General features: G+C 35.2%; 18 protein-coding genes. 8 read left to right on the top strand and 10 right to left on the bottom strand.

Annotated elements, in window-relative coordinates; all coding sequences use genetic code 11:
* Positions 1-253: 253 nt before the first annotated feature.
* The 9 genes from secA to ACJJVP_RS00415 all read right to left on the bottom strand — a co-directional run bounded on the left by secA (position 254) and on the right by ACJJVP_RS00415 (position 9,821).
* Positions 254-3,613, bottom strand: coding sequence for a preprotein translocase subunit SecA (secA, locus tag ACJJVP_RS00455; RefSeq protein WP_405409907.1), 3,360 nt, complete (start codon positions 3,611-3,613; stop codon positions 254-256).
* Between the two features lie 216 nt (positions 3,614-3,829).
* Positions 3,830-4,054, bottom strand: coding sequence for a DUF2795 domain-containing protein (locus ACJJVP_RS00450; protein WP_027064442.1), 225 nt, complete (start codon positions 4,052-4,054; stop codon positions 3,830-3,832).
* 133 nt (positions 4,055-4,187) lie between these two features.
* Entirely contained in the window at positions 4,188-4,763 is a 576-nt protein-coding gene (locus ACJJVP_RS00445; protein WP_405409905.1) for a cob(I)yrinic acid a,c-diamide adenosyltransferase, read from the bottom strand.
* A gap of 73 nt (positions 4,764-4,836) precedes the next feature.
* The gene (locus ACJJVP_RS00440; protein WP_396635081.1) at positions 4,837-4,986 is read right to left on the bottom strand and encodes a hypothetical protein; all 150 of its coding nucleotides are present in this window, start codon (positions 4,984-4,986) and stop codon (positions 4,837-4,839) included.
* Positions 4,987-5,016: 30 nt separating this feature from the next.
* The gene (locus tag ACJJVP_RS00435; protein ID WP_405409903.1) at positions 5,017-5,511 is read right to left on the bottom strand and encodes a hypothetical protein; all 495 of its coding nucleotides are present in this window, start codon (positions 5,509-5,511) and stop codon (positions 5,017-5,019) included.
* A gap of 147 nt (positions 5,512-5,658) precedes the next feature.
* Positions 5,659-5,919 carry a hypothetical protein gene (locus ACJJVP_RS00430; protein WP_405409901.1) on the bottom strand — a complete coding sequence of 87 codons (261 nt, stop codon included), beginning with the start codon at positions 5,917-5,919 and terminating at the stop codon, positions 5,659-5,661.
* 413 nt (positions 5,920-6,332) lie between these two features.
* Positions 6,333-6,593, bottom strand: coding sequence for a hypothetical protein (locus ACJJVP_RS00425; RefSeq protein ID WP_405409899.1), 261 nt, complete (start codon positions 6,591-6,593; stop codon positions 6,333-6,335).
* A 155-nt stretch (positions 6,594-6,748) separates the two neighbouring features.
* The gene (locus ACJJVP_RS00420; protein ID WP_405409898.1) at positions 6,749-8,620 is read right to left on the bottom strand and encodes an ABC-F family ATP-binding cassette domain-containing protein; all 1,872 of its coding nucleotides are present in this window, start codon (positions 8,618-8,620) and stop codon (positions 6,749-6,751) included.
* Positions 8,621-8,636: 16 nt separating this feature from the next.
* Positions 8,637-9,821 (bottom strand): DUF4105 domain-containing protein, encoded by a 1,185-nt coding sequence (locus ACJJVP_RS00415; RefSeq protein ID WP_405409896.1) that lies wholly within the window; start codon positions 9,819-9,821, stop codon positions 8,637-8,639.
* A gap of 222 nt (positions 9,822-10,043) precedes the next feature.
* Between ACJJVP_RS00415 and ACJJVP_RS00410 the strand changes: the two genes are divergently transcribed.
* Genes ACJJVP_RS00410 through ACJJVP_RS00390 form a run of 5 tightly spaced genes read left to right on the top strand, consistent with a single transcriptional unit; the run spans position 10,044 to position 15,590 of the window.
* Positions 10,044-10,781: a CDP-alcohol phosphatidyltransferase family protein gene (locus tag ACJJVP_RS00410; protein ID WP_396635076.1), complete on the top strand. Its 738-nt coding sequence runs from the start codon at positions 10,044-10,046 to the stop codon at positions 10,779-10,781.
* A 27-nt stretch (positions 10,782-10,808) separates the two neighbouring features.
* Positions 10,809-11,321, top strand: a complete 513-nt coding sequence (locus tag ACJJVP_RS00405) for a DinB family protein (protein WP_405409895.1) — start codon at positions 10,809-10,811, stop codon at positions 11,319-11,321.
* A 31-nt stretch (positions 11,322-11,352) separates the two neighbouring features.
* Positions 11,353-12,417: a flavin monoamine oxidase family protein gene (locus tag ACJJVP_RS00400; RefSeq protein ID WP_405409893.1), complete on the top strand. Its 1,065-nt coding sequence runs from the start codon at positions 11,353-11,355 to the stop codon at positions 12,415-12,417.
* Positions 12,418-12,424: 7 nt separating this feature from the next.
* Positions 12,425-13,369: a tRNA dihydrouridine synthase gene (locus ACJJVP_RS00395; RefSeq protein ID WP_405409892.1), complete on the top strand. Its 945-nt coding sequence runs from the start codon at positions 12,425-12,427 to the stop codon at positions 13,367-13,369.
* Between the two features lie 40 nt (positions 13,370-13,409).
* Positions 13,410-15,590, top strand: coding sequence for a B12-binding domain-containing radical SAM protein (locus ACJJVP_RS00390; protein ID WP_405409890.1), 2,181 nt, complete (start codon positions 13,410-13,412; stop codon positions 15,588-15,590).
* 53 nt (positions 15,591-15,643) lie between these two features.
* Here ACJJVP_RS00390 and ACJJVP_RS00385 read toward each other — a convergent pair whose 3' ends face one another.
* Entirely contained in the window at positions 15,644-17,341 is a 1,698-nt protein-coding gene (locus tag ACJJVP_RS00385; RefSeq protein WP_405409888.1) for an alkaline phosphatase D family protein, read from the bottom strand.
* 130 nt (positions 17,342-17,471) lie between these two features.
* Here ACJJVP_RS00385 and ACJJVP_RS00380 point away from each other — a divergent pair, with 130 nt between their 5' ends.
* The 3 genes from ACJJVP_RS00380 to ACJJVP_RS00370 are packed head-to-tail and all read left to right on the top strand — an operon-like array spanning position 17,472 to position 19,619.
* A complete protein-coding gene (locus ACJJVP_RS00380) occupies positions 17,472-17,975 on the top strand; it encodes a GyrI-like domain-containing protein (RefSeq protein WP_405409887.1) in 504 nt (167 codons plus the stop codon).
* Complete coding sequence (locus ACJJVP_RS00375; protein ID WP_405409885.1) at positions 17,972-19,255, top strand: nitrate/nitrite transporter; 1,284 nt, start codon at positions 17,972-17,974, stop codon at positions 19,253-19,255. The genes ACJJVP_RS00380 and ACJJVP_RS00375 overlap by 4 nt, the downstream gene beginning before the upstream one ends.
* A complete protein-coding gene (locus tag ACJJVP_RS00370) occupies positions 19,233-19,619 on the top strand; it encodes a DUF4345 domain-containing protein (RefSeq protein WP_405409884.1) in 387 nt (128 codons plus the stop codon). The genes ACJJVP_RS00375 and ACJJVP_RS00370 overlap by 23 nt, the downstream gene beginning before the upstream one ends.
* Positions 19,620-19,622 lie beyond the last annotated feature (3 nt).

The following is a 19,622-nucleotide window of genomic DNA, read 5'->3' as shown; positions in this document are numbered from 1 at the left end:
TATCATTATACTAGTATTTTCTACTTAAGTATGATAAAATCGACTATTATTATTTTGAATAACATATTTTTTCAGCCTAAATTTTGGTTAAAAATATGAAATGAACTGTTAATGATTCAATTCAATACATAATCTTGAAAAAAGATTTAATTGTAAATGAATTTCTATTTTGTTTATTTATAGCTTGTTATAAACAGTAAATAAAAAAGACATCCATTTGGATGCCTTTTTAAAACTTATAATGCTATGTGAATTAGTCTTGAGTCAAAACCCATGATCCATTTTGTAAAAGTGGTTCTGCTTGTTTAAACTTTACCGTTTTACTCTCGCCACTCATTACATTTTTAATGGTAACACGCTCATTTCTTCCAATTTTTGGTTGTTCCCTTGTAATAGTTTCGGTAACTGCAGGACGTTCAGCCTGATTTTGACTAACTGCTCTACTACGTGCTGCTAATTCATCACTATTGGGAATTTCCTCTTTTGTAGTCTGTAAATTCTCTTTACGTTGAACATTTCTTTCCTCTTGGATAGCACTAGCATTTTCAGAAGGTAATTCTCCTTTAAATAAGAAAGAAACAACATCTTTATTCACTTTCTCTATCATGGATTTAAAAAGTTCAAATGCTTCGAACTTATAAATCAATAAAGGATCTTTTTGTTCGTGAACCGCTAATTGAACCGATTGCTTTAACTCATCCATCTTACGTAAATGTGTTTTCCAAGAATCATCTATAATAGCTAGTGAGATGTTCTTTTCAAAATCCGTAATCAATTGCTTACCATTAGTATCGTAAGCCTCTTGAAGGTTGGTTACTACATTCAAACTTTTTATTCCGTCAGTAAAAGGAACTACAATACGCTCAAAGTTATTGGCATTATCTTCATGTACCTTTTTAATTACCGGAAAAGCTGCAGCGGCATTGCGCTCCATTTTAGCATTGTAATGTTCGTATGCTGCCTTATAAATTTTACCTGTAATTTCTTGATTGGACAATTTGCCAAACTCAGCTTCATCTACTGGTGCCGTAATAGAGAAGTACTTGATCAATTCAAATTCTAAATTCTTATAATCACTAGCAGCTTTATTACTTTCTACGATAACTTCACAGGTATCATAGACCATATTAGCGATATCTAGCTTTAAACGCTCGCCTTGTAATGCGTGGCGCCTTCTTTTGTAAACAACTTCACGTTGCGCGTTCATAACATCATCATACTCCAATAAACGCTTACGTACACCAAAGTTGTTCTCTTCAACTTTTTTCTGAGCACGTTCAATAGATTTGGTCATCATGCTATGCTGAATAACTTCACCATCTTCCAAGCCCATTTTATCCATCATCTTGGCAACCCTGTCCGATCCAAATAAACGCATTAGGTTATCTTCCAATGAAACATAGAATTGAGAGCTTCCTGGATCTCCTTGACGTCCGGAACGACCACGTAACTGTCTGTCTACACGACGAGAATCATGTCTTTCCGTACCAATAATCGCCAGTCCGCCTGCTTTCTTAACAGCGTCAGACAATTTAATATCCGTACCACGACCTGCCATGTTGGTTGCAATGGTTACTACACCGGCATTACCTGCCTCTGCAACTACATCTGCCTCTTTCTTATGAAGTTTAGCGTTCAGTACATTATGCGGTACTTTACGAACACTTAATAATTTAGATAATAATTCTGATATCTCTACAGAAGTCGTACCAATAAGAACAGGTCTGCCTGCGTTACTTATTTTGGTTACTTCTTCAATTATAGCATTGTATTTTTCTCTTTTTGTCTTGTAGATAAGATCATTTTTATCTTCTCTGGCTATAGGTCTGTTGGTTGGGATTTCCATTACATCTAACTTGTAGATTTCCCAGAATTCACCAGCTTCCGTAACCGCCGTACCTGTCATACCGGCAAGCTTACTATACATTCTAAAATAGTTCTGTAAAGTAACCGTTGCAAAAGTTTGAGTTAATGCCTCAATTTTCACGTTTTCTTTCGCTTCTATTGCTTGGTGTAATCCGTCAGAATATCTACGACCGTCCATAATACGACCGGTTTGCTCATCAACGATCATTACCTTATTATCCATTACCACATATTCGGTATCCTTTTCAAATAGGGTATAAGCCTTTAACAACTGGCTCATGGTATGTATACGTTCACTCTTAATAGTGAAATCTTTAAAAAGCTCTTCTTTTAATTCTGCCTCTTTTTCAATCTCTAGATTTTGACTTTCAATTTTGGCAATCTCTCCACCAATATCTGGCATAACAAAGAAATCTTTATCCTGCTCACCAGAAATATAATTAACTCCTTTATCGGTCAATTCTATTTGGTTGTTCTTCTCGTCGATTACAAACAATAAATCTTCATCAACAACCGGCATTTCCCTGTTGTTGTCCTGCATGTAATAATTCTCTGTTTTTTGAAGCAATTGCTTAACACCCTCTTCACTCAAGAATTTAATTAATGCCTTGTTCTTTGGTAGACCACGGTAAACTCTTAGTAATAAGAATCCACCTTCTTTAGTGTCACCTTCCGCAATCAGTTTTTTAGCCTCTGCCAAAACTCCCGTTAAATGCTGACGTTGCTTTCTAACGATCTCGTCAACCTTTGGTTTTAGTTCATTGAATTCATGACGGTCACCCTCTGGTACCGGACCAGATATAATCAATGGTGTACGGGCATCATCTACCAATACAGAATCGACCTCATCTACCATGGCATAATTATGTGGGCGTTGTACCAAATCTTTTGGTGTGTGCGCCATATTATCCCTTAGGTAATCAAAACCGAATTCATTATTGGTACCGTATGTAATATCCGCATTGTAAGCTGCACGTCTACCATCAGAATTTGGTCTGTGGTAATCAATACAATCTACAGAAAGTCCATGAAATTGGAATATAGGTGCCATCCAAGCACTATCTCTTTTTGCTAAGTAATCATTTACAGTTACCAAATGGGCACCGTTACCACTTAAAGCATTTAAGTATAACGGCAATGTTGCAACTAGGGTTTTACCTTCACCCGTTTGCATCTCTGCAATTTTACCTTGGTGCATGGCAATACCACCAATAAGCTGTACATCATAATGCACCATGTCCCAAGTAACTTCTTTACCGGCAGCATCCCAAGAATTTTTCCAAACTGCATTGGTGCCTTCAAGAGTAACATAGTCTTTAGTACCTGACAAAGTTCTGTCATATTCTGATGCTGTCACCTCTAAGGTTTCGTTATTGGCGAAACGCTTGGCAGTTTCCTTAACAACGGCAAAAGCTTCAGGTAATATCTTATTTAAAGTCTCTTCAGAAATCGTGTAAGCTTCTTCTTTTAACTTATCTATTTCTGTATAAATGTCTTCGTTTTTATCAATGTCTGTAGAGTTCTTTACCTCTTCTTCCAAAGCACTGATCTGATCGGTTTTTTCTTTGATAGATTCTTGAATAGCCTTCTTGAAATCTATTGTTTTCTGTCTAAGTTCGTCATGACTAAGACTTTCTAATTTTGATTCGAACGACTTTATCTGGTCTACTAAAGGCTGCAATTCCTTTACATCTTTTTGTGATTTATCACCAACGAATGCCTTTAGGATGGAATTAATGAAACTCATATATTTTAATCTATTAGAATTGAAGCTTTTCTGACTAATATATTAGCTAGAATAGCTTTCAAAATATTTTATAATCGACAATTGTAATCGATGCTGTTAAAGAGCAAAAGGTATTCCAGTCTTGATTTTTCGACCAAATTACCTAAGAACCTGTCAAAATTACATAAAAAAAAAGCCTCCGAGGAGACTTTTTAGTAGTTATTATGATATCGAATATTAATATTCGTCCTCGTTCCAGAGGTAGTCTTCTTCCGTTGGATAGTCAGGCCAGATCTCTTCGATAGATTCATATATTTCGCCACCTTCTTCTTCCATAGATTGTAAATTTTCTACAACTTCAAGAGGGGCTCCAGTTCTGATGGAGTAATCTATTAACTCATCTTTACTTGCCGGCCAAGGTGCATCACTTAAATAAGATGCTAATTCTAATGTCCAATACATAGTAATTGTTTGATTTTAATTTTTTGCAAAAGTAATTTTTAAATTGAGACAGCAAAGAAATTAATAATAAATTTCGTCATAGCTCATGCTTTTTTTGCAATTATTAATTGATAACGAATAAATTACGAATTTATTAGTCCTTTTTTTTAGGAACCCATTTAATTTCATCCGCTTTAGTATTATACGACAATTTTCGTGCCAATACAAAGAGATAATCTGAAAGTCTATTTATAAAAGATAACACATTTTTATCAAACGGTTCATTTTGGTGCAATAAAGTTGAAATACGCTCAGCTCTTCTGCATACTGTACGGGCAATATGACAGTATGACACGGTTGTATGACCACCAGGTAGAATAAAATGGGTCATTTGCGGTAATTGCGAATCCATTTGGTCAATAGCGTCCTCCAAAAAGTTGATTTCAGCAGTACCTACTTTTGTTATTTTTAAACGCTCCGTACCATTTTTAAGCATTTCTTTTTCAGGATTGGTAGCTAAAATAGCACCAACGGTAAACAAATGTTCTTGTATTGCAATTAGTTGATGCTGGTATATTGGGTCAATATCTTGATCTCTAATGAGTCCGATCCAAGAATTTAGCTCATCTACGGTACCATAACTGTCAATTCGTATATGATGTTTTGGTACACGTGTGCCACCAAATAGTCCGGTAGTTCCGTCATCGCCTGTTTTAGTATATATTTTCATTGAAAGTGAGTGTTAGAAAGAAGTAAAGATTAAACTGTGGTTAACATAAAGGTTTAAAATAATAGCTTGACTTTTATTCTTTGCCACCTTTATTTTTTCTTTCATAATCACCCATAAACTTTCTTGATTTACGGTCTTTAGATTTTCCTTTACTGGTAATACGTATAGCTAAGTAGATAGCGAAAACGACACCAAGGGTAATGTATATAGTATTACTGCTCATTAAGATTTGCTTTAGTCTAAAATTACTGGTTTATATCCGTATTTTAAAATGTTCCTTTACTTGTTCTCTTCTAAAGAATACGGCGCCACAATAAAACATATCTATTGTGACCTTAACATGATTTTCTGCTTTAAGATTTTTCCAAATTTCTAGATTTTTTTTGTTTTTATGTATTCCGTCTAAAAGAAGCATGCAGTCGTTAGATAGAGTATTACGGTTTAGATTTATTCTTTTTAGGTCATTGATATTTGAAAGAATAATATCTGGATTATTTTCAACGGTAGATATATTAGAACAATGTTGTTTAATGAGTTCTTCGGATGTTTTATAATCACCCACAAGAAAAATAGACTTGTAATTAAAATAGTCTATACTCTTAATAAGGACTTTTAAGGTAATGGGAAGTTTTAATTCTCTTTTCTTATAAAGACAGTTGGTAATGTATTCATACACAAATGGCGAATGAATTCCGTGCTGATTATTAGACGTAAGAAGAAATTTAATATAGGATATAAAACGAAACACTAGTTACCTTTTCTAATTTTGTCAAAAGTAAAGATTGTCATTGAACTAGAGTTTGATTTTTGAATTTGACTTTGTATTTAAAAAGTAGGTAATGGTAAGAAATGGGGTAGGTAAGATGTGGGGCGAAAAGGAAATTGAATTATTGTATTAAGAAAGTTTAGCGCTGTTTATTTTTGTTGAGAATTTTAAAGCTTTGATTACTCTGTTGTTTTTGTTCTTATATAATCTAGCAACTTCGATTGTATTTTTAGTTTCAATTGTAGGAACAACCATATCATTACTTTCAATTGTTTCAACCATCTCAACTTGTACAGTTTCGATCTCTACAGAAACGTTCTCATTGTTAGCTTGTGCCTGAGCGAAGAAACATGTGAAGAAAAGAGCGGTTAAAAGAATAATTGATTTCATAATATTTGTTTTACACTGCTAAAGTACAGGCGAGCCCAAACATATTTTGTCGCTCGTCGTTGGGCATCATTTAACTATAGACGAATGGTAATTAGGCATCGTTTATTAATTTTATGGAAAATCAGAAGTCAACTGTCTTCTAGATATTATAGTTCGCTCAGTTACTATAGGTATTAGTATTGCCTGTTTATGTGTTTACGTTGCAGATATTAATAGAAGAATGGATGTTGCCAGGTTATACGGTTAGCTTGATCCAGATTTTTAAACTTAAGCTTGGGTTTGAATTTGAGTTTGTATTTGTATTTGAACTTGATTCTTGAACTTGTTATTTTTGTTTGTATTTTAAAAAGTAGGTAATGGTAAGAAATGGGGATAGGTAAGATTTGAGGAGAAAAGGGAATTGAATTATTGTATTAAGAAAGTTTAGCGCTGTTCAATTTCGTTGAAAATTTTAAAGCCTTGATTACTCTGTTGTTTTTGTTCTTGTACAATCTTGCAACCTCGATTGTGTTTTCAGTTTCAATTGTTGGCACAACAATATCATTACTTTCAATTTTTTCAACCATCTCTACTTGTACAGTTTCGCTCTCAATAGAAACGTTCTCATTGTTAGCTTGTGCCTGAGCTAAGAAACATGTGAAGAAAAGAGCGGTTAAAAGAATAATTGATTTCATAATATTTGTTTTACACTGCTAAAGTACAGGCAAGCCCAAACATATTTTGTCGCTCGTCGTTGGGCATCATTCAACTATAGACGAATGGTAAAAATCATTCGTCTACGGTTTATGTAATTATAAAATCTATTTGGAAATTAACGGATTATTGAAGTCTAACCTTCCATTAATGCAGAAAGCTCAAACCAACGTTCTGTTTTGGTTTCTATGGCATCAGTAACCTCTTTAAGCTCAATAGATAGGCTCTTGATATCATCGCCACTTAAAGAGCTATCAGTGAATTTTTCTTGTAATACTACTTTAGATTTTTCCAATTTTTGAATCTCTCTTTCTAACTTTTTGTACTCTTGCTGTTCTGAATATGAGATTTTTGGCGAAGCATCTGGTTCTTTCCAACTGGTTTTGGTAGTTGTTTGTGTTTCTTTTTGTTCTCTCTTTTCTAAAATCTGACTGTCTTCATAAGCTCTGTAATCTGAATAGTTACCCGGGAAATCTTCTACAACTGCATCACCTCTAAATACAAATAGGTGATCTACAATCTTATCCATAAAGTAACGGTCGTGAGAAACTACCATTAAACATCCTTGAAAATCCATTAAAAAGCTTTCCAATACGTTTAATGTTACAATATCTAAATCGTTGGTAGGTTCATCTAATATTAAGAAATTAGGATTCTGTATCAATATGGTACACAGGTACAATCGTTTACGCTCACCACCACTTAACTTATCTACAAAATCATACTGCTTTTTTCTGTCAAATAGAAAACGCTCCAATAACTGCTGTGCAGAAATCTGTCTGCCTTTCATTAGCGGAATGTAATCACCGAACTCACGAATAACATCGATTACTTTCTGACCTTCTTTTATTTCAATTCCTTTTTGTGTGTAGTACCCAAATTTGATGGTTTCACCCACAATCACCTTACCGCTGTCCGGTTGGTCGCGACCACTTAGAATATTTAAGAAAGTAGATTTACCGGTACCGTTCTTGCCAATGATACCAATACGTTCTCCTTTTTGAAATACATATTCAAACTTATCAAGAATCGGTTTATTCGGAAAAGATTTTGAAATCTTGTGAAGTTCAAGAATTTTGCTTCCCATACGCTCCATGTTCAATTCTAACTGAACTTGGTGGTCTTTTCTACGTTGACTTGCTTTGTCTTTAATAACGGCAAAATCATCTATTCTAGATTTAGACTTGGTAGTACGGGCTTTAGGTTGCCTGCGCATCCAATCCAATTCCTTCTTAAATAATAATTCTGTTTTGTGCTGCTCTACCGCCTCTTGCTCTATACGGGCTTCTTTTTTTTCTAAGTAGTATGAATAGTTTCCTTTATACGGATAAAGCTTTCCGTTTTCTAGCTCAATAATTTCATTACATACACGCTCTAGAAAGTAACGGTCGTGCGTTACCATAAATAGTGTCATGTTTTCTTTAGCGAAGAATTCTTCTAACCACTCGATCATTTCAAGATCTAAATGGTTGGTTGGTTCATCTAGCACTAAAAGATCCGGTTTATTAATTAGCGCATTGGCAAGTGCTAAACGTTTCTTTTGTCCACCTGAGAGTTTGCCGACCTTCGCATTTAAGTCATCTAGTTTTAGCTTTGAAAGAATCTGTTTGTACTGTGTTTCAAAATCCCAGGCTTCAAAACGATCCATTGCATCAAATGCCTTTTGGTAAGCATCTGCATCTTCAGGGTTTAGTAACGCCTTTTCGTAATTGGCCAATACTGTCAATACCTCATTGTCTGAAGCGAAAATAGTTTCTTCTACGGTTAAGTTTGGATCCATTACCGGCTCTTGAGCTAAAAAGGAAACTCGTGTAGATTTACGATAGTTCACCTGACCAGAATCGGGGGTGTCAGCTCCTGACAGTATATTAAGTATAGAAGTTTTTCCTGTACCGTTTTTGGCGATTAAAGCAATTTTTTGGTCTTTGTTGATCCCAAAAGATAGGTTCTCAAAAAGAACATTTTCGCCATAGGATTTCGATATATTTTCAACGGTAAGTAGATTCATGTAGGGTAACTTAATTTTATTTTTTTGCTAGTTGTTTACTCTTAAAATAATAAATCAGATATAAATAACGGATAGCCAATGCTAGTAATACGATAATTAGTAAAATGGAAAAAACTTGAATTTTAAACATCCAAAGTATACAGGTAATGCCCAGTAATATGGTTAAAAATATGATGTAAGTGATTATCCATGACGGAATTTGCTTTTTTATCATCATAAATGCTAAAATAATGTTTGGTGCAAATGCCCACAGCGAATTAAAATTTCCCTTAGTTGCTAAGTGGTCTGTGCCAAACCATAGAAAAAGAATAAGAATACCAGCTAGTCCCGTAATTGCGAATAGCCCGAAGTCCAGCCATTTATTTCTTCTTAAGTTTTTATAATCCGTATAAGTAATATAACAGACCAGCACCAATACTATGCTAAGCCAAAATAAAGGAGTTAGAAATATAGGAGAGCGGAATTCTTGTTCAGGGATATCTAAAATGACGGACTCAGTTTTAACTATCGGCTTTTCTGCTAATGTGGTATGTTTCATTTGTTCGTACACATAAATTGGTAAGAATAAATGTTCGTAGGGCGTTGCTTCTCTATCAATTACAGAACCTAATGCAAGGTCAATACCGAAATTGGACCACGAATTCGGATTTAGTTTCAAACGGATTAACTGACGAAATGTTAGTTGATCTTCTAAATAGTTGTAATCAAAATCAAACGTACTTCCTAATGTCTTTTCAAATACCATTGGTATTCTTGTAGCACAATTGTCAAACAAAAAGTCATACTTGTACTTTTTGTTTTCTGGTAGTAAATTGTGCTCTAAGAAGGTGACAATGCTTTTACGTTGTTCTAAATTGACATCTAGAACTTGCTCTCTGACCCAACGTTTTTCCTGTTTATAGGAATATTCAAAGTATTTAAACGGAATTCTAGATATGGTATACGATAATTTTCCTCTAGTGAAATTAAGATAAAAATTCGGGTCTTCAAAATCATAGGTTCCGTAACCGTACACTTCATCAATACCTAAAGTAGGATCTTGTAGCCTTATAGCACTATGACCAAATTTTGCAGCCAAGTCCTCACCTGTACCTACTGTCAATAAACTAATTTTTGATAATGGAGATAGCTGTGCATTTTGAGTATGTCCCAAAAATACAGTAAAAAGAAATATTAAAAAGAGTATAGTTTTTCTGAACATACCTTAACTAGTTCATACCAACTGCAAAGATGCGAATAATAAGATATTTAATTCCAAAAGCTTCTATAATTTACAAATAGAACAGGAATATAGATTCATATTGAATTTTAAAGTTATCTACTTTAATCTCTATAAAAGTTAGAACCAATAGAATTGTCTTATTTTTATGGCATATTCTGAAGTGAAAATTATTTAAGCAGTTTCTTTGAAAATTAAATTTCTATGAAAAAACATATACCCAATTTTATTACTCTTTTGAATGTGTTCTGTGGCTGTGTGGCTACTATGTTCGCTGTCATGAATAAATTAGAACTTGCAGCTATATTCGTTGCACTAGGTATTTTCTTTGATTTTTTTGACGGATTGGCTGCGCGTGTTTTAGATGTAAAAAGTGAACTGGGTTTACAGTTAGATTCTCTGGCGGATATGATTACGAGCGGACTTGTACCTGGTGTTGTCATGTTTCAATTATTGGCAATGTCTCAAACTAGCGGATGGGGAGATGGTGCTCACTTTTTTATGGAGGCAGGTAAATTTCAATACATTCATTTGATACCGTTTTTTGGATTTATAGTGACAATGGCTTCTGGATACCGATTGGCAAAATTTAATATCGATGAAAATCAGACGTCTTCTTTTATAGGTCTGCCAACTCCTGCAAATGCACTTTTAATTTTGTCACTACCATTAATTCTTCTGTATCAAAACAATGATTTTTTAAATAGCCTTATACTTAATCAGTGGTTCTTAATCATCTTAACTTTGGTAAGTGCCTATCTGCTAAATGCTAATTTGCCGCTCTTTGCTTTAAAATTCAAGAATACAAGCTTTAAGGATAATGCTATGCGTTATATCTTTTTGATAATTAGCTTAGTGCTTATCGTTACCATGAAGTTCATGGCAATTCCTTTAATTATTCTGTTTTACGTAGTAAGTTCTGCTATACAAGAGAGACTTTAAAAATAGAATTATTTAGGAAGATTGATTATGGAAAATGAAGAATATGAATTTTGGTTAAGTGGGCCTATTCAGAGTGTGCCAGATTTGTTGCAACCAGCCGCACATGCCTTATTACAGTCGGAAAGAGAACTTAAAAAGTATACTCAAGATTTCCCAAAAGAATTGCTTTGGGCTAAAGCTGCAGGTAGAGCTTCTGTTGGGTTTCATATGAATCATATTACAGGCGTTTTGGACAGAATGTTGACTTATGTTAAAGGTGAATCGTTATCAGAGGAGCAGTTTCAATTTCTAAAAGCAGAAGGTTCTTTTAATTTAAACACTGAAGTATCTGATTTGCAAGAGCAATTCTCAGTAAAGGTGGCCGAAGCTTTAGCATATTTTAAAACGTTACCAGAATCTTCACTTACTGAAAAAAGAACGGTGGGTAGAAAGAAATTACCGTCTACCGTAATCGGTCTCTTATTTCACGCTGCGGAGCATAGCCAAAGGCATATTGGTCAGTTATTGGTGACCGTTAGCGTACTCCAATCAAAGCTTTGATAAATTATTTTAATTAGTTTTTACTAATAGTATGAATACATCGGTAGTTATTATCGGCGCAGGATTATCGGGTTTGTTAACTGCGTATCGGCTGCAAGAACTTGGATTTGATGTCAAAGTATTAGAGGCACGAGATAGAATAGGTGGTAGAATACATACGTTACAATCTGGGAATACTAAAGTTGAAATGGGAGCTACTTGGTTCAATCAAGCTCATTACCATTTGGCAGATGTTATAGACGAATTTAAAGTTCCGTACTTCGAACAATTTATGACAGGTACATCTTATTTTCAAACATTTTCAAATGTACCACCACAAGAAATAGCGGTTCCAAATGATAGTCCGAGTTACCGATTTAAAAACGGAACTATTGATTTACTCAATTCAATAGCTGCTAAAATAAAACCAAATACTATCTTTTTAAGTGAAGAGGTCAATGAAATAAATGTGAATGATGATGATATTGAAGTGAAGACCAATTCTCGCACATTAAATGCAAATATTGTTATCACTACATTGCCACCAGCAGCGTTAATAGATCAAATAACATTTACGCCTCAGTTACCAAATGAATTGGTTTCATTGGCAGAAGAAACCCACACTTGGATGCAAGATTCCATTAAAGTTGCTCTAGCCTATAAAAAGCCGTTTTGGAGAGCGCAAGGTAAGTCGGGTACGATATTTAGTAATGTTGGTCCGCTTACCGAGTTTTACGATCAATCTAATCTAGAAAATGAGTCGTACGCCTTAGTCGGTTTTGCTTCTGGTAGCTGTGCTCGTTTTACTAAAGAACAACGAATTGAAAAAATCGAGGCACAATTGAAATTGGTTTTTGGGGATGATGCCTTAAATTATGAATCGTATCATGAAACGGCTTGGTATAATGAAGAGTTTACCAAATCTCATAGACAAGCAGATAATTTGTTTCCGCATCAAAACGGAGGTCATGCACTGTATCAAGTACCCTTATTTAATAATAAATTGTTTATTTCTGGTGCAGAAACATCAAAACATCACTCTGGTTACATGGAAGGCGCTATTTTTGCAGCTGAATCTGTTGTTGCAAAACTGAAAGGTTTGCATCAAACCCAGTAATCTATACATGTCAATTACCTTATTATCATCCCCATTACAGGGCTTTACCGATTTTAGATTCCGAAATGCATTCCATAAGTATTTTGGAGGTATCGATACCTTTTACGCGCCATACATTCGCTTAAACGGTAAAATGGTGATTAAAAATTCGTATCAGAAAGATTTACAGCGAGAGAATAATACCACCTTAGAAGTAATACCACAGGTAATGACCGGTGATGCCGATGAATTTCTGTTTGTGGTAAAATATATTCAGAGTTTAGGTTACAAGGAATTGAACTGGAATTTAGGTTGCCCTTACCCAATGGTAACGAAGCAGGGTATGGGTAGCGGACTCATTTGTAACCCCGAAAAAATAGATCATATTTTAAAACGAGCTCATGAAGAAACAGATGTGGTGGTTTCTATGAAAATGAGAATGGGGTATGAAAATGCAGAAGAGATATTAGATGTTTTTCCTATTCTAGATACCTACCCGTTAAAGAATATTGCTATTCACGCACGTATTGGAAAGCAATTGTATAAGGGCGGAGTAGACCTTGATGCTTTTCAGAAGTGTGTTGAAAGTACCAAACATACATTATACTATAACGGCGATATTACTACAGTAGCGAAGTTTCAGGAAATGAAAGAGCGCTTCCCCACAATTGAAAACTTTATGATGGGAAGAGGTTTAATTGCCGACCCATTTCTGCCAAGTATGATTAAAAACAATACGACGGAATATCCAAAAGACCGTTGGAAGATTTTTTCAGAATTTCATGACACCATCTATCAGCAATATGATGAAGCATTATCAGGGCCAACTCCTATAAAAATGAAAATGCGTGGTTTCTGGGAATATTTTGCACTTTCAACTTCTAATCCGCATAAGGCATTCAAAAAAATAAAAAAGGCTAATAATCCAAGAGCATATCAGCAGGCGGTGCGTGAGATATTGAATAATGAATGAGGTAACTGTTATCTTTGCAGCATTGTTCTAAAATAACTTTGTGAAAGACCTTCTTTTAATAACACCACCTTTTACCCAATTAAATACTCCGTATCCGGCAACGGCTTATATTAAAGGTTTTTTGAATACAAAGAGTATTTCTTCTTTTCAGTCCGATTTAGGGATTGAGGTGATTCTAGAACTCTTTAATAAAGATACATTTCAGCAACTTTTTGACATGGCTTTTTCTTCGGATGCCATAGTGACTGAAAATTGCCAAAGAATTTATGCCCTTCGTAATGATTACTTGAAAACCCTAGATGCTGTCATTCTCTTTTTGCAAGGAAAAAATGACACCTTGGCTAGGCAATTATGTACCGATAATTTTTTGCCACAAGCTTCTCGTTTTGAACAGTTAGATGATTTAGAATGGGCTTTTGGTAATATGGGTATGCAAGATAAAGCCAAACATTTGGCAACCTTATATCTTGAAGATCTTTCAGATTTTATTGTAGAATGCATAGACCCCAATTTCGGATTCAGTAGGTATGCAGAAAGATTGGGGCGCAGTGCCAATTCATTCGATGAGCTTTATAGTCATCTTAACGAAGAACCCACTTTTATTGATGAGTTAACGCTAAAGATTTTAAAAGAACAGTTAGAAGAAGTACAACCAAAATTGGTGTGCTTTTCGGTTCCTTTTCCGGGTAATTTATATAGTGCTTTTCGTTGTGCGCAATTTATAAAAGCTAATTATCCTGATATAAAAATTGCTATGGGTGGCGGATTCCCAAATACAGAACTACGTAGCCTTACTGATGTTCGTGTATTTGAGTTTTTTGATTTTATTACATTAGACGATGGTGAGCTTCCTTTAGAATTGGTACATCAATATGTGGTCAATGGGGAAGGGGAATTAAAGCGTGCTTTTCTTTTAGAGGATGGTAAAGTCGTTTATAAGAACGATAGTTTAAGGCAAGATTACAAACAGCAAGATGTTGGTACACCGGATTATGCCGATTTGCAATTAAGCAATTACATTTCGGTTATTGAAATCGCCAACCCCATGCACAGTTTATGGAGCGATGGGCGTTGGAACAAACTGACCATGGCTCATGGTTGCTATTGGGGCAAATGTACTTTCTGCGATATCTCTTTAGATTATATAAAAATTTACGAACCTTTAGCGGTTAGTTTGTTGGTTGACCGTGTAGAAACATTAGTGGAACAAACCGGGGAATCCGGATTTCATTTTGTGGATGAAGCGGCACCACCTTCTTTAATGAAAGCTTTTGCTTTAGAGGTTTTAAAAAGGAATTTAACCATTACCTGGTGGACGAATATTCGTTTTGAAAAGAATTTCACACAAGATTTGTGCTATCTACTAAAAGCATCGGGTTGTATTGCGGTTTCTGGTGGATTGGAAGTGGCATCTGACCGATTGTTAAAACTCATAGATAAAGGTGTGACGGTTGAGCAGGTGGCGCAAGTAACACGCAATTTTACCGAAGCCAACATTATGGTGCATTCCTATTTAATGTACGGCTACCCAACACAAACCATTCAAGAAACGGTTGATAGTTTAGAAATGGTGCGTCAGTTGTTTGAATTGGGTATTATTCAATCTGGTTTTTGGCATCAATTTGCATTAACGGCTCATAGTCCAGTTGGTTTGCATCCAGAGGAATACGGAGTTATGCCAGATTTAAAAACTATCAGCTTTGCGAACAACGATATTGACTTTAAAGATAAAACAGGGGTTGACCACAGTAAGTTCAGTTTCGGATTAAAAAAATCGCTTTTCAATTTTATGCACGGTATCGGTTTTGATATGAGTTTGCAAGAATGGTTCGATTTTAAGATTCCACCTTCAACGATTTCCGCAGACTATATCTATAATTGCCTGCAACAAGAAATTGTTCTGAATACAAAATCTACGGCTAAAATAGCATGGATAGGACCAATGCCTATTGCCAATGAACGTGTGAAGAAGAAAAAAGGCATGACTTGGCAGCAATTAGAATTGGGTTTTCATACAAAGACAGATATGTATGAAATAATAGTAGATAAGGATAAAGGAGAATGGTTGCTTGCTACTCTAGAACAATTGAAACCTGAAAATAAGCCTTTAAGTTATGGTCAGTTGAAAAAAGATTACGAATCTCAATTAGAAGATTTTGAGTTGTTTTGGTATTCTAAGCAAGTAACAGGTTTACGTGATCATGGACTATTGGTATTATAAAAAAATGTCGCGTTGAACATGCAACACGACATTTAATTTTATTTTAGAATTATTTAGGAGTAGCTTAAAGAATATCCTATTTCTGTTGAATAACTTTCTGATAATAAGGTGTTTACAAAAATCCATTCAGACGTTACATCTGTAGTTGTAAATGTTGTCATCATATATCCTCTTCTTGATGCATCAAAATAATTTAATCCGTCTATTAATGCTACTAAAGCTTCTTGAAAACCGGCAATTAGCTCTGGTGAAGAATTTGCACCAAGATATGTTTCAAAGCCTGGTGAGCTAATTGAGGATGTTGCCAATTCTATACCTACTTCCGTTCCATTTTCTGAAGTCAACGTATTTTGCCAAGCATTATGGGTGTCGCCAGCAAAAGTTACTATCTTTTTGCCGTTCAATGCACTATAAATAATCTCTCTGTCAATTGGGTAGCCGTCCCAAGCATCTAAATTATAAGGTATAACGGTAGTTACTCTCGCAATTTCTTCTGCACTTAAGCTAGGGTCATTATTTAATAATCTTAACTTGATGGTCACAAGTTCTGTTAGAATGGCACCAAAATTTTCAGAACCAAATGCAGTTAATAACTCCACCGGTATGTTCATTTTACCCATGAGTACTTGTTGACCTAAAACCTGCCATTTGGCAGAACTACTATTTAGTTCAGATATAATCCAATCTCTCTGTGTTACTCCTACTATAGAACGGTTTGGGTCTGTCAATGCAGTTTGAAATGCTAGGGCATCAAAGCCTGTTGCTGTATAATAATCGCCAATATTTAATTGCTTATCCCTACCTATTAGACGGGTGTCCATTAAAATAAGATTAACAAGGTTGCCAATATTTACAGAACGGTAAATAATGCTATTGTCATCTGCAGTTATTCTGGAGAAAGGTAAAAACTCGCTATATGCTTGTAAAGCATTTTGCTTTCTGACTTCAAAACTGCCTTCCGTAGCTTCATCATGATTTTCTGCTCCTTCTTTATAGGTGTCATTGGCAATTTCATGATCGTCCCAAACACAAATGAACGGTTTCTTTTGGTGGGCTAATTGTAAAGAAGCATCTGATCTATATTGCTTGTATCTAGTTCTATAATCATCTAGAGAAATAATTTCTCCCGCAGGTTCATGAAAACGGTTTAAGAAAGCGTTCTCTTCAGTAGAACCGTATCCTCCTGCACCATATTCGTAGAAGTAATCACCTAAGTGCACAATGATATCTGCGTCTGAATTTGCCATGGCATCATACACATTAAAAAGACCTGCTTGGTAATTTGAACAAGAGCATACTGCTAATTTAGCCTGAGTGGCATCCGTAGGTAATGTGATGGTTTCACCGACAACGGAAATTGAATTGTCTGTTGTACTAATAAATCTATAATATAGTTTTTGGTCTGCATCTAGCTCTGTTAATTCAATGGCCAGAGTGTTGTCCCTAGAATCTTCAGTTGTTATTTTTCCGGTTCTTAATATATTATTGAAATCCGATTGCGTAGAAACTTCCCAGATAATTTCAACATTTGCGGTATTAAAACGGCTCCATATAATAACTCCGGAGCTACTTGGGTCAAAACTGGCTACGCCATAATTGAAGTTTTGTACCGTTAATTGCGATTCGTCATATTCAACTTGTATATTATCATCCTCGCTACAGCTTATAAAGTTTGGAGCTAAAATTAATCCTCCGGAAGCCATTAAGGTTTTTTGAATAAAATTTCTTCTTGTATTTTTCGTCGTTTTCATCTGGTCATTTAGTTTCCTCAAAATTGTTTTAATTCTGATGAATCAACGTTAGTTGAAGTTTATGTTTATGTTATTGAAACTATAGTAGATTGCACGTCTGCTATATTTCGAGATTTTAAATGAATTGGTTATGTTTGATTATTATACTAGGGAGATGGATGTAAGAATTGTAGAAAGTAAAGAACGAAAATTGATTGGTCTTTCACAGGAAATGAGTTTGATAGATAATAAAACTTTTGACCTTTGGAAGAATTTTAGAGGGCGAAGTAAGGAAGTGCTAAATAGGTCGTCTGATGATTTTATATCTCTACAAGAATATCCAGTGGATTATTTTAAAGCGTTTTCTCCTGCAAATAGATTTGTAAAATGGGCTTGTATTGAGGTGGAGGATTTAGAGTTCATTCCAGAGAAAATGAATAGTTTAATTTTAGAAACTGGCTTGTTTGCGGTGTTCAATTACAAAGGAACTGCACAAAATGCGCAGGCTTTTTTCCAATTACTTTACGGAGAATGGATACCAAATTCTGATTATATCTTAGATAACCGTCCTCATTTTGAAGTGCTGGGAGCTAAATATAAAAACAATGATCCAAACTCAGAAGAAGAAGTTTGGATTCCGATAAGAGAAAAATGAAAGACCCCGAAAAAGCGCCTTGGTATTATCTGTTGTTATTGATTTTAGCAGGGGAGAGTGTCTTTATTTTGCCTTTTGTATTACAGCGTGTCTTTAGACCTACCGTTTTAAAAGTATTTGAACTTGATAATGTTTCGTTGGGTTTATGTTTTTCCGTTTATGGCTTTGTTGCATTGGTTTCTTATTTATTAGGAGGGCCTTTAGCCGATAAATTTCAGCCAAGAAAATTAATAGCCATTGCGCTTTGGATGACCGCTCTTGGCGGATTGGTTTTTGCTACATTCCCAGACTATTTAACCTTGCAAGTACTTTACGGCTTTTGGGGTTTTACTACAATTTTTTTGTTCTGGTCGCCTATGATCAAAGCTACCCGTGTTTGGGGTGGTAGTGGTTCTCAAGGCAAAGCTTTTGGTTTTTTAGATGGTGGTAGGGGATTGGTAGGTGCACTATTTGGAACATTGGGAGTGCTTGTTTTTTCTCACTTTATGTCGGCAGATCTAGAAGTTGCCACTTTAGAAGAAAGCAGGTTTGCTTTTCGGTATGTAATATTGACCTCTTCAGCTATAGTATCTTTTATAGGTGTTCTTGTCTGGTTTTTTATGAGATTACCTGAAAGCCTTGAAAACGAGATTGTCGTAGAAAGAATCACCGTTTCTCAAATTAAAGAAGTACTGCGTTTACCTTCGGTTTTACTATTAATGATTATAATTCTATGTGCTTACGTAGGGTATAAAATCACCGATATTTTTTCGCTTTATGCGCAAGATGTAATGTTTTACAATGAGGTGGAATCTGCGGAAGTAGGTACCTTTTTATTATTCGCAAGACCGGTAATAGGTGTTTTTATAGGTGTGATAGCAGACCGTTCTAGACCAACTCTATTTCTATTGATAGGTTTTGTAGTTGCACTGTTAGGTTCTTTGTTGTTCGCATCGGGTATGGTTGCCAATGTTTCATATTTCGTATTCTTGTTCTCTATCATGATTGTGGCATTGGGCGTGTATGCTATTCGTTCTTTATACTTTGCGGTAATGCAAAGCGGAAGAATTCCCTTGGTGCTTACTGGAACTGCGGTGGGGTTAATTTCGTTGATAGGATATACTCCCGATATTTTTGCGGGTCCGGCAATGGGGTATTTATTAGATGCATCACCTGGCTTAGAAGGGCATCAACATGTATTCTGGATGCTAGCCCTATTTTCATTTATTGGAGGAGTAGCAGCATTTAGATATTTTCAACTTTATGGAAAACCATTCAATGACGAATCAGAAAAATCTTAATTTATTGTTATCAGGGGTTGTTGTTATTATAGCCGGTGTAGTTTATGGTGGTCACCCAACATATATTATGCCCGAACTTTTGGGTTTTGAAGTGGTTGATTTGGAGTTAAAGAATATGCTACGTGCGGTAATGGGTATTTATATGTGTGTGGGATTATTTTGGGTATTGGGGTCTCTTAAACCAAAACTTTGGTACGCTGCAACATTATGTAATGTGCTCTTTATGGGCGGAATTTCTTTTGGTAGAATAGTAAGTACGCTCTTTGATGGAGTATCACCATTATTCACTCCCGCCTTATTTTTAGAATTGTTATTCTTTGGTTGGGGATTATATAATCTTAAAAAGTATAAGGAAATAGAGTAGGTA

Source organism: Maribacter sp. Asnod1-A12, assembly GCF_045063735.1.
Lineage (GTDB): Bacteria > Bacteroidota > Bacteroidia > Flavobacteriales > Flavobacteriaceae > Maribacter.
Note: the sequence above shows the minus strand (reverse complement) of the source record. Positions and strands in the feature narration are given on the sequence as shown.

What these genes read in the sequence shown, in the direction of transcription:
- secA (WP_405409907.1), bottom strand. Translation starts at nt 3,613, where the DNA reads ATGAGTTTCATTAATTCCATCCTAAAGGCATTCGTTGGTGATAAATCA.
- ACJJVP_RS00450 (WP_027064442.1), bottom strand. Translation starts at nt 4,054, where the DNA reads ATGTATTGGACATTAGAATTAGCATCTTATTTAAGTGATGCACCTTGG.
- ACJJVP_RS00445 (WP_405409905.1), bottom strand. Translation starts at nt 4,763, where the DNA reads ATGAAAATATATACTAAAACAGGCGATGACGGAACTACCGGACTATTT.
- ACJJVP_RS00440 (WP_396635081.1), bottom strand. Translation starts at nt 4,986, where the DNA reads ATGAGCAGTAATACTATATACATTACCCTTGGTGTCGTTTTCGCTATC.
- ACJJVP_RS00430 (WP_405409901.1), bottom strand. Translation starts at nt 5,919, where the DNA reads ATGAAATCAATTATTCTTTTAACCGCTCTTTTCTTCACATGTTTCTTC.
- ACJJVP_RS00425 (WP_405409899.1), bottom strand. Translation starts at nt 6,593, where the DNA reads ATGAAATCAATTATTCTTTTAACCGCTCTTTTCTTCACATGTTTCTTA.
- ACJJVP_RS00420 (WP_405409898.1), bottom strand. Translation starts at nt 8,620, where the DNA reads ATGAATCTACTTACCGTTGAAAATATATCGAAATCCTATGGCGAAAAT.
- ACJJVP_RS00415 (WP_405409896.1), bottom strand. Translation starts at nt 9,821, where the DNA reads ATGTTCAGAAAAACTATACTCTTTTTAATATTTCTTTTTACTGTATTT.
- ACJJVP_RS00410 (WP_396635076.1), top strand. Translation starts at nt 10,044, where the DNA reads ATGAAAAAACATATACCCAATTTTATTACTCTTTTGAATGTGTTCTGT.
- ACJJVP_RS00405 (WP_405409895.1), top strand. Translation starts at nt 10,809, where the DNA reads ATGGAAAATGAAGAATATGAATTTTGGTTAAGTGGGCCTATTCAGAGT.
- ACJJVP_RS00400 (WP_405409893.1), top strand. Translation starts at nt 11,353, where the DNA reads ATGAATACATCGGTAGTTATTATCGGCGCAGGATTATCGGGTTTGTTA.
- ACJJVP_RS00395 (WP_405409892.1), top strand. Translation starts at nt 12,425, where the DNA reads ATGTCAATTACCTTATTATCATCCCCATTACAGGGCTTTACCGATTTT.
- ACJJVP_RS00385 (WP_405409888.1), bottom strand. Translation starts at nt 17,341, where the DNA reads ATGAAAACGACGAAAAATACAAGAAGAAATTTTATTCAAAAAACCTTA.
- ACJJVP_RS00380 (WP_405409887.1), top strand. Translation starts at nt 17,472, where the DNA reads ATGTTTGATTATTATACTAGGGAGATGGATGTAAGAATTGTAGAAAGT.
- ACJJVP_RS00375 (WP_405409885.1), top strand. Translation starts at nt 17,972, where the DNA reads ATGAAAGACCCCGAAAAAGCGCCTTGGTATTATCTGTTGTTATTGATT.
- ACJJVP_RS00370 (WP_405409884.1), top strand. Translation starts at nt 19,233, where the DNA reads ATGACGAATCAGAAAAATCTTAATTTATTGTTATCAGGGGTTGTTGTT.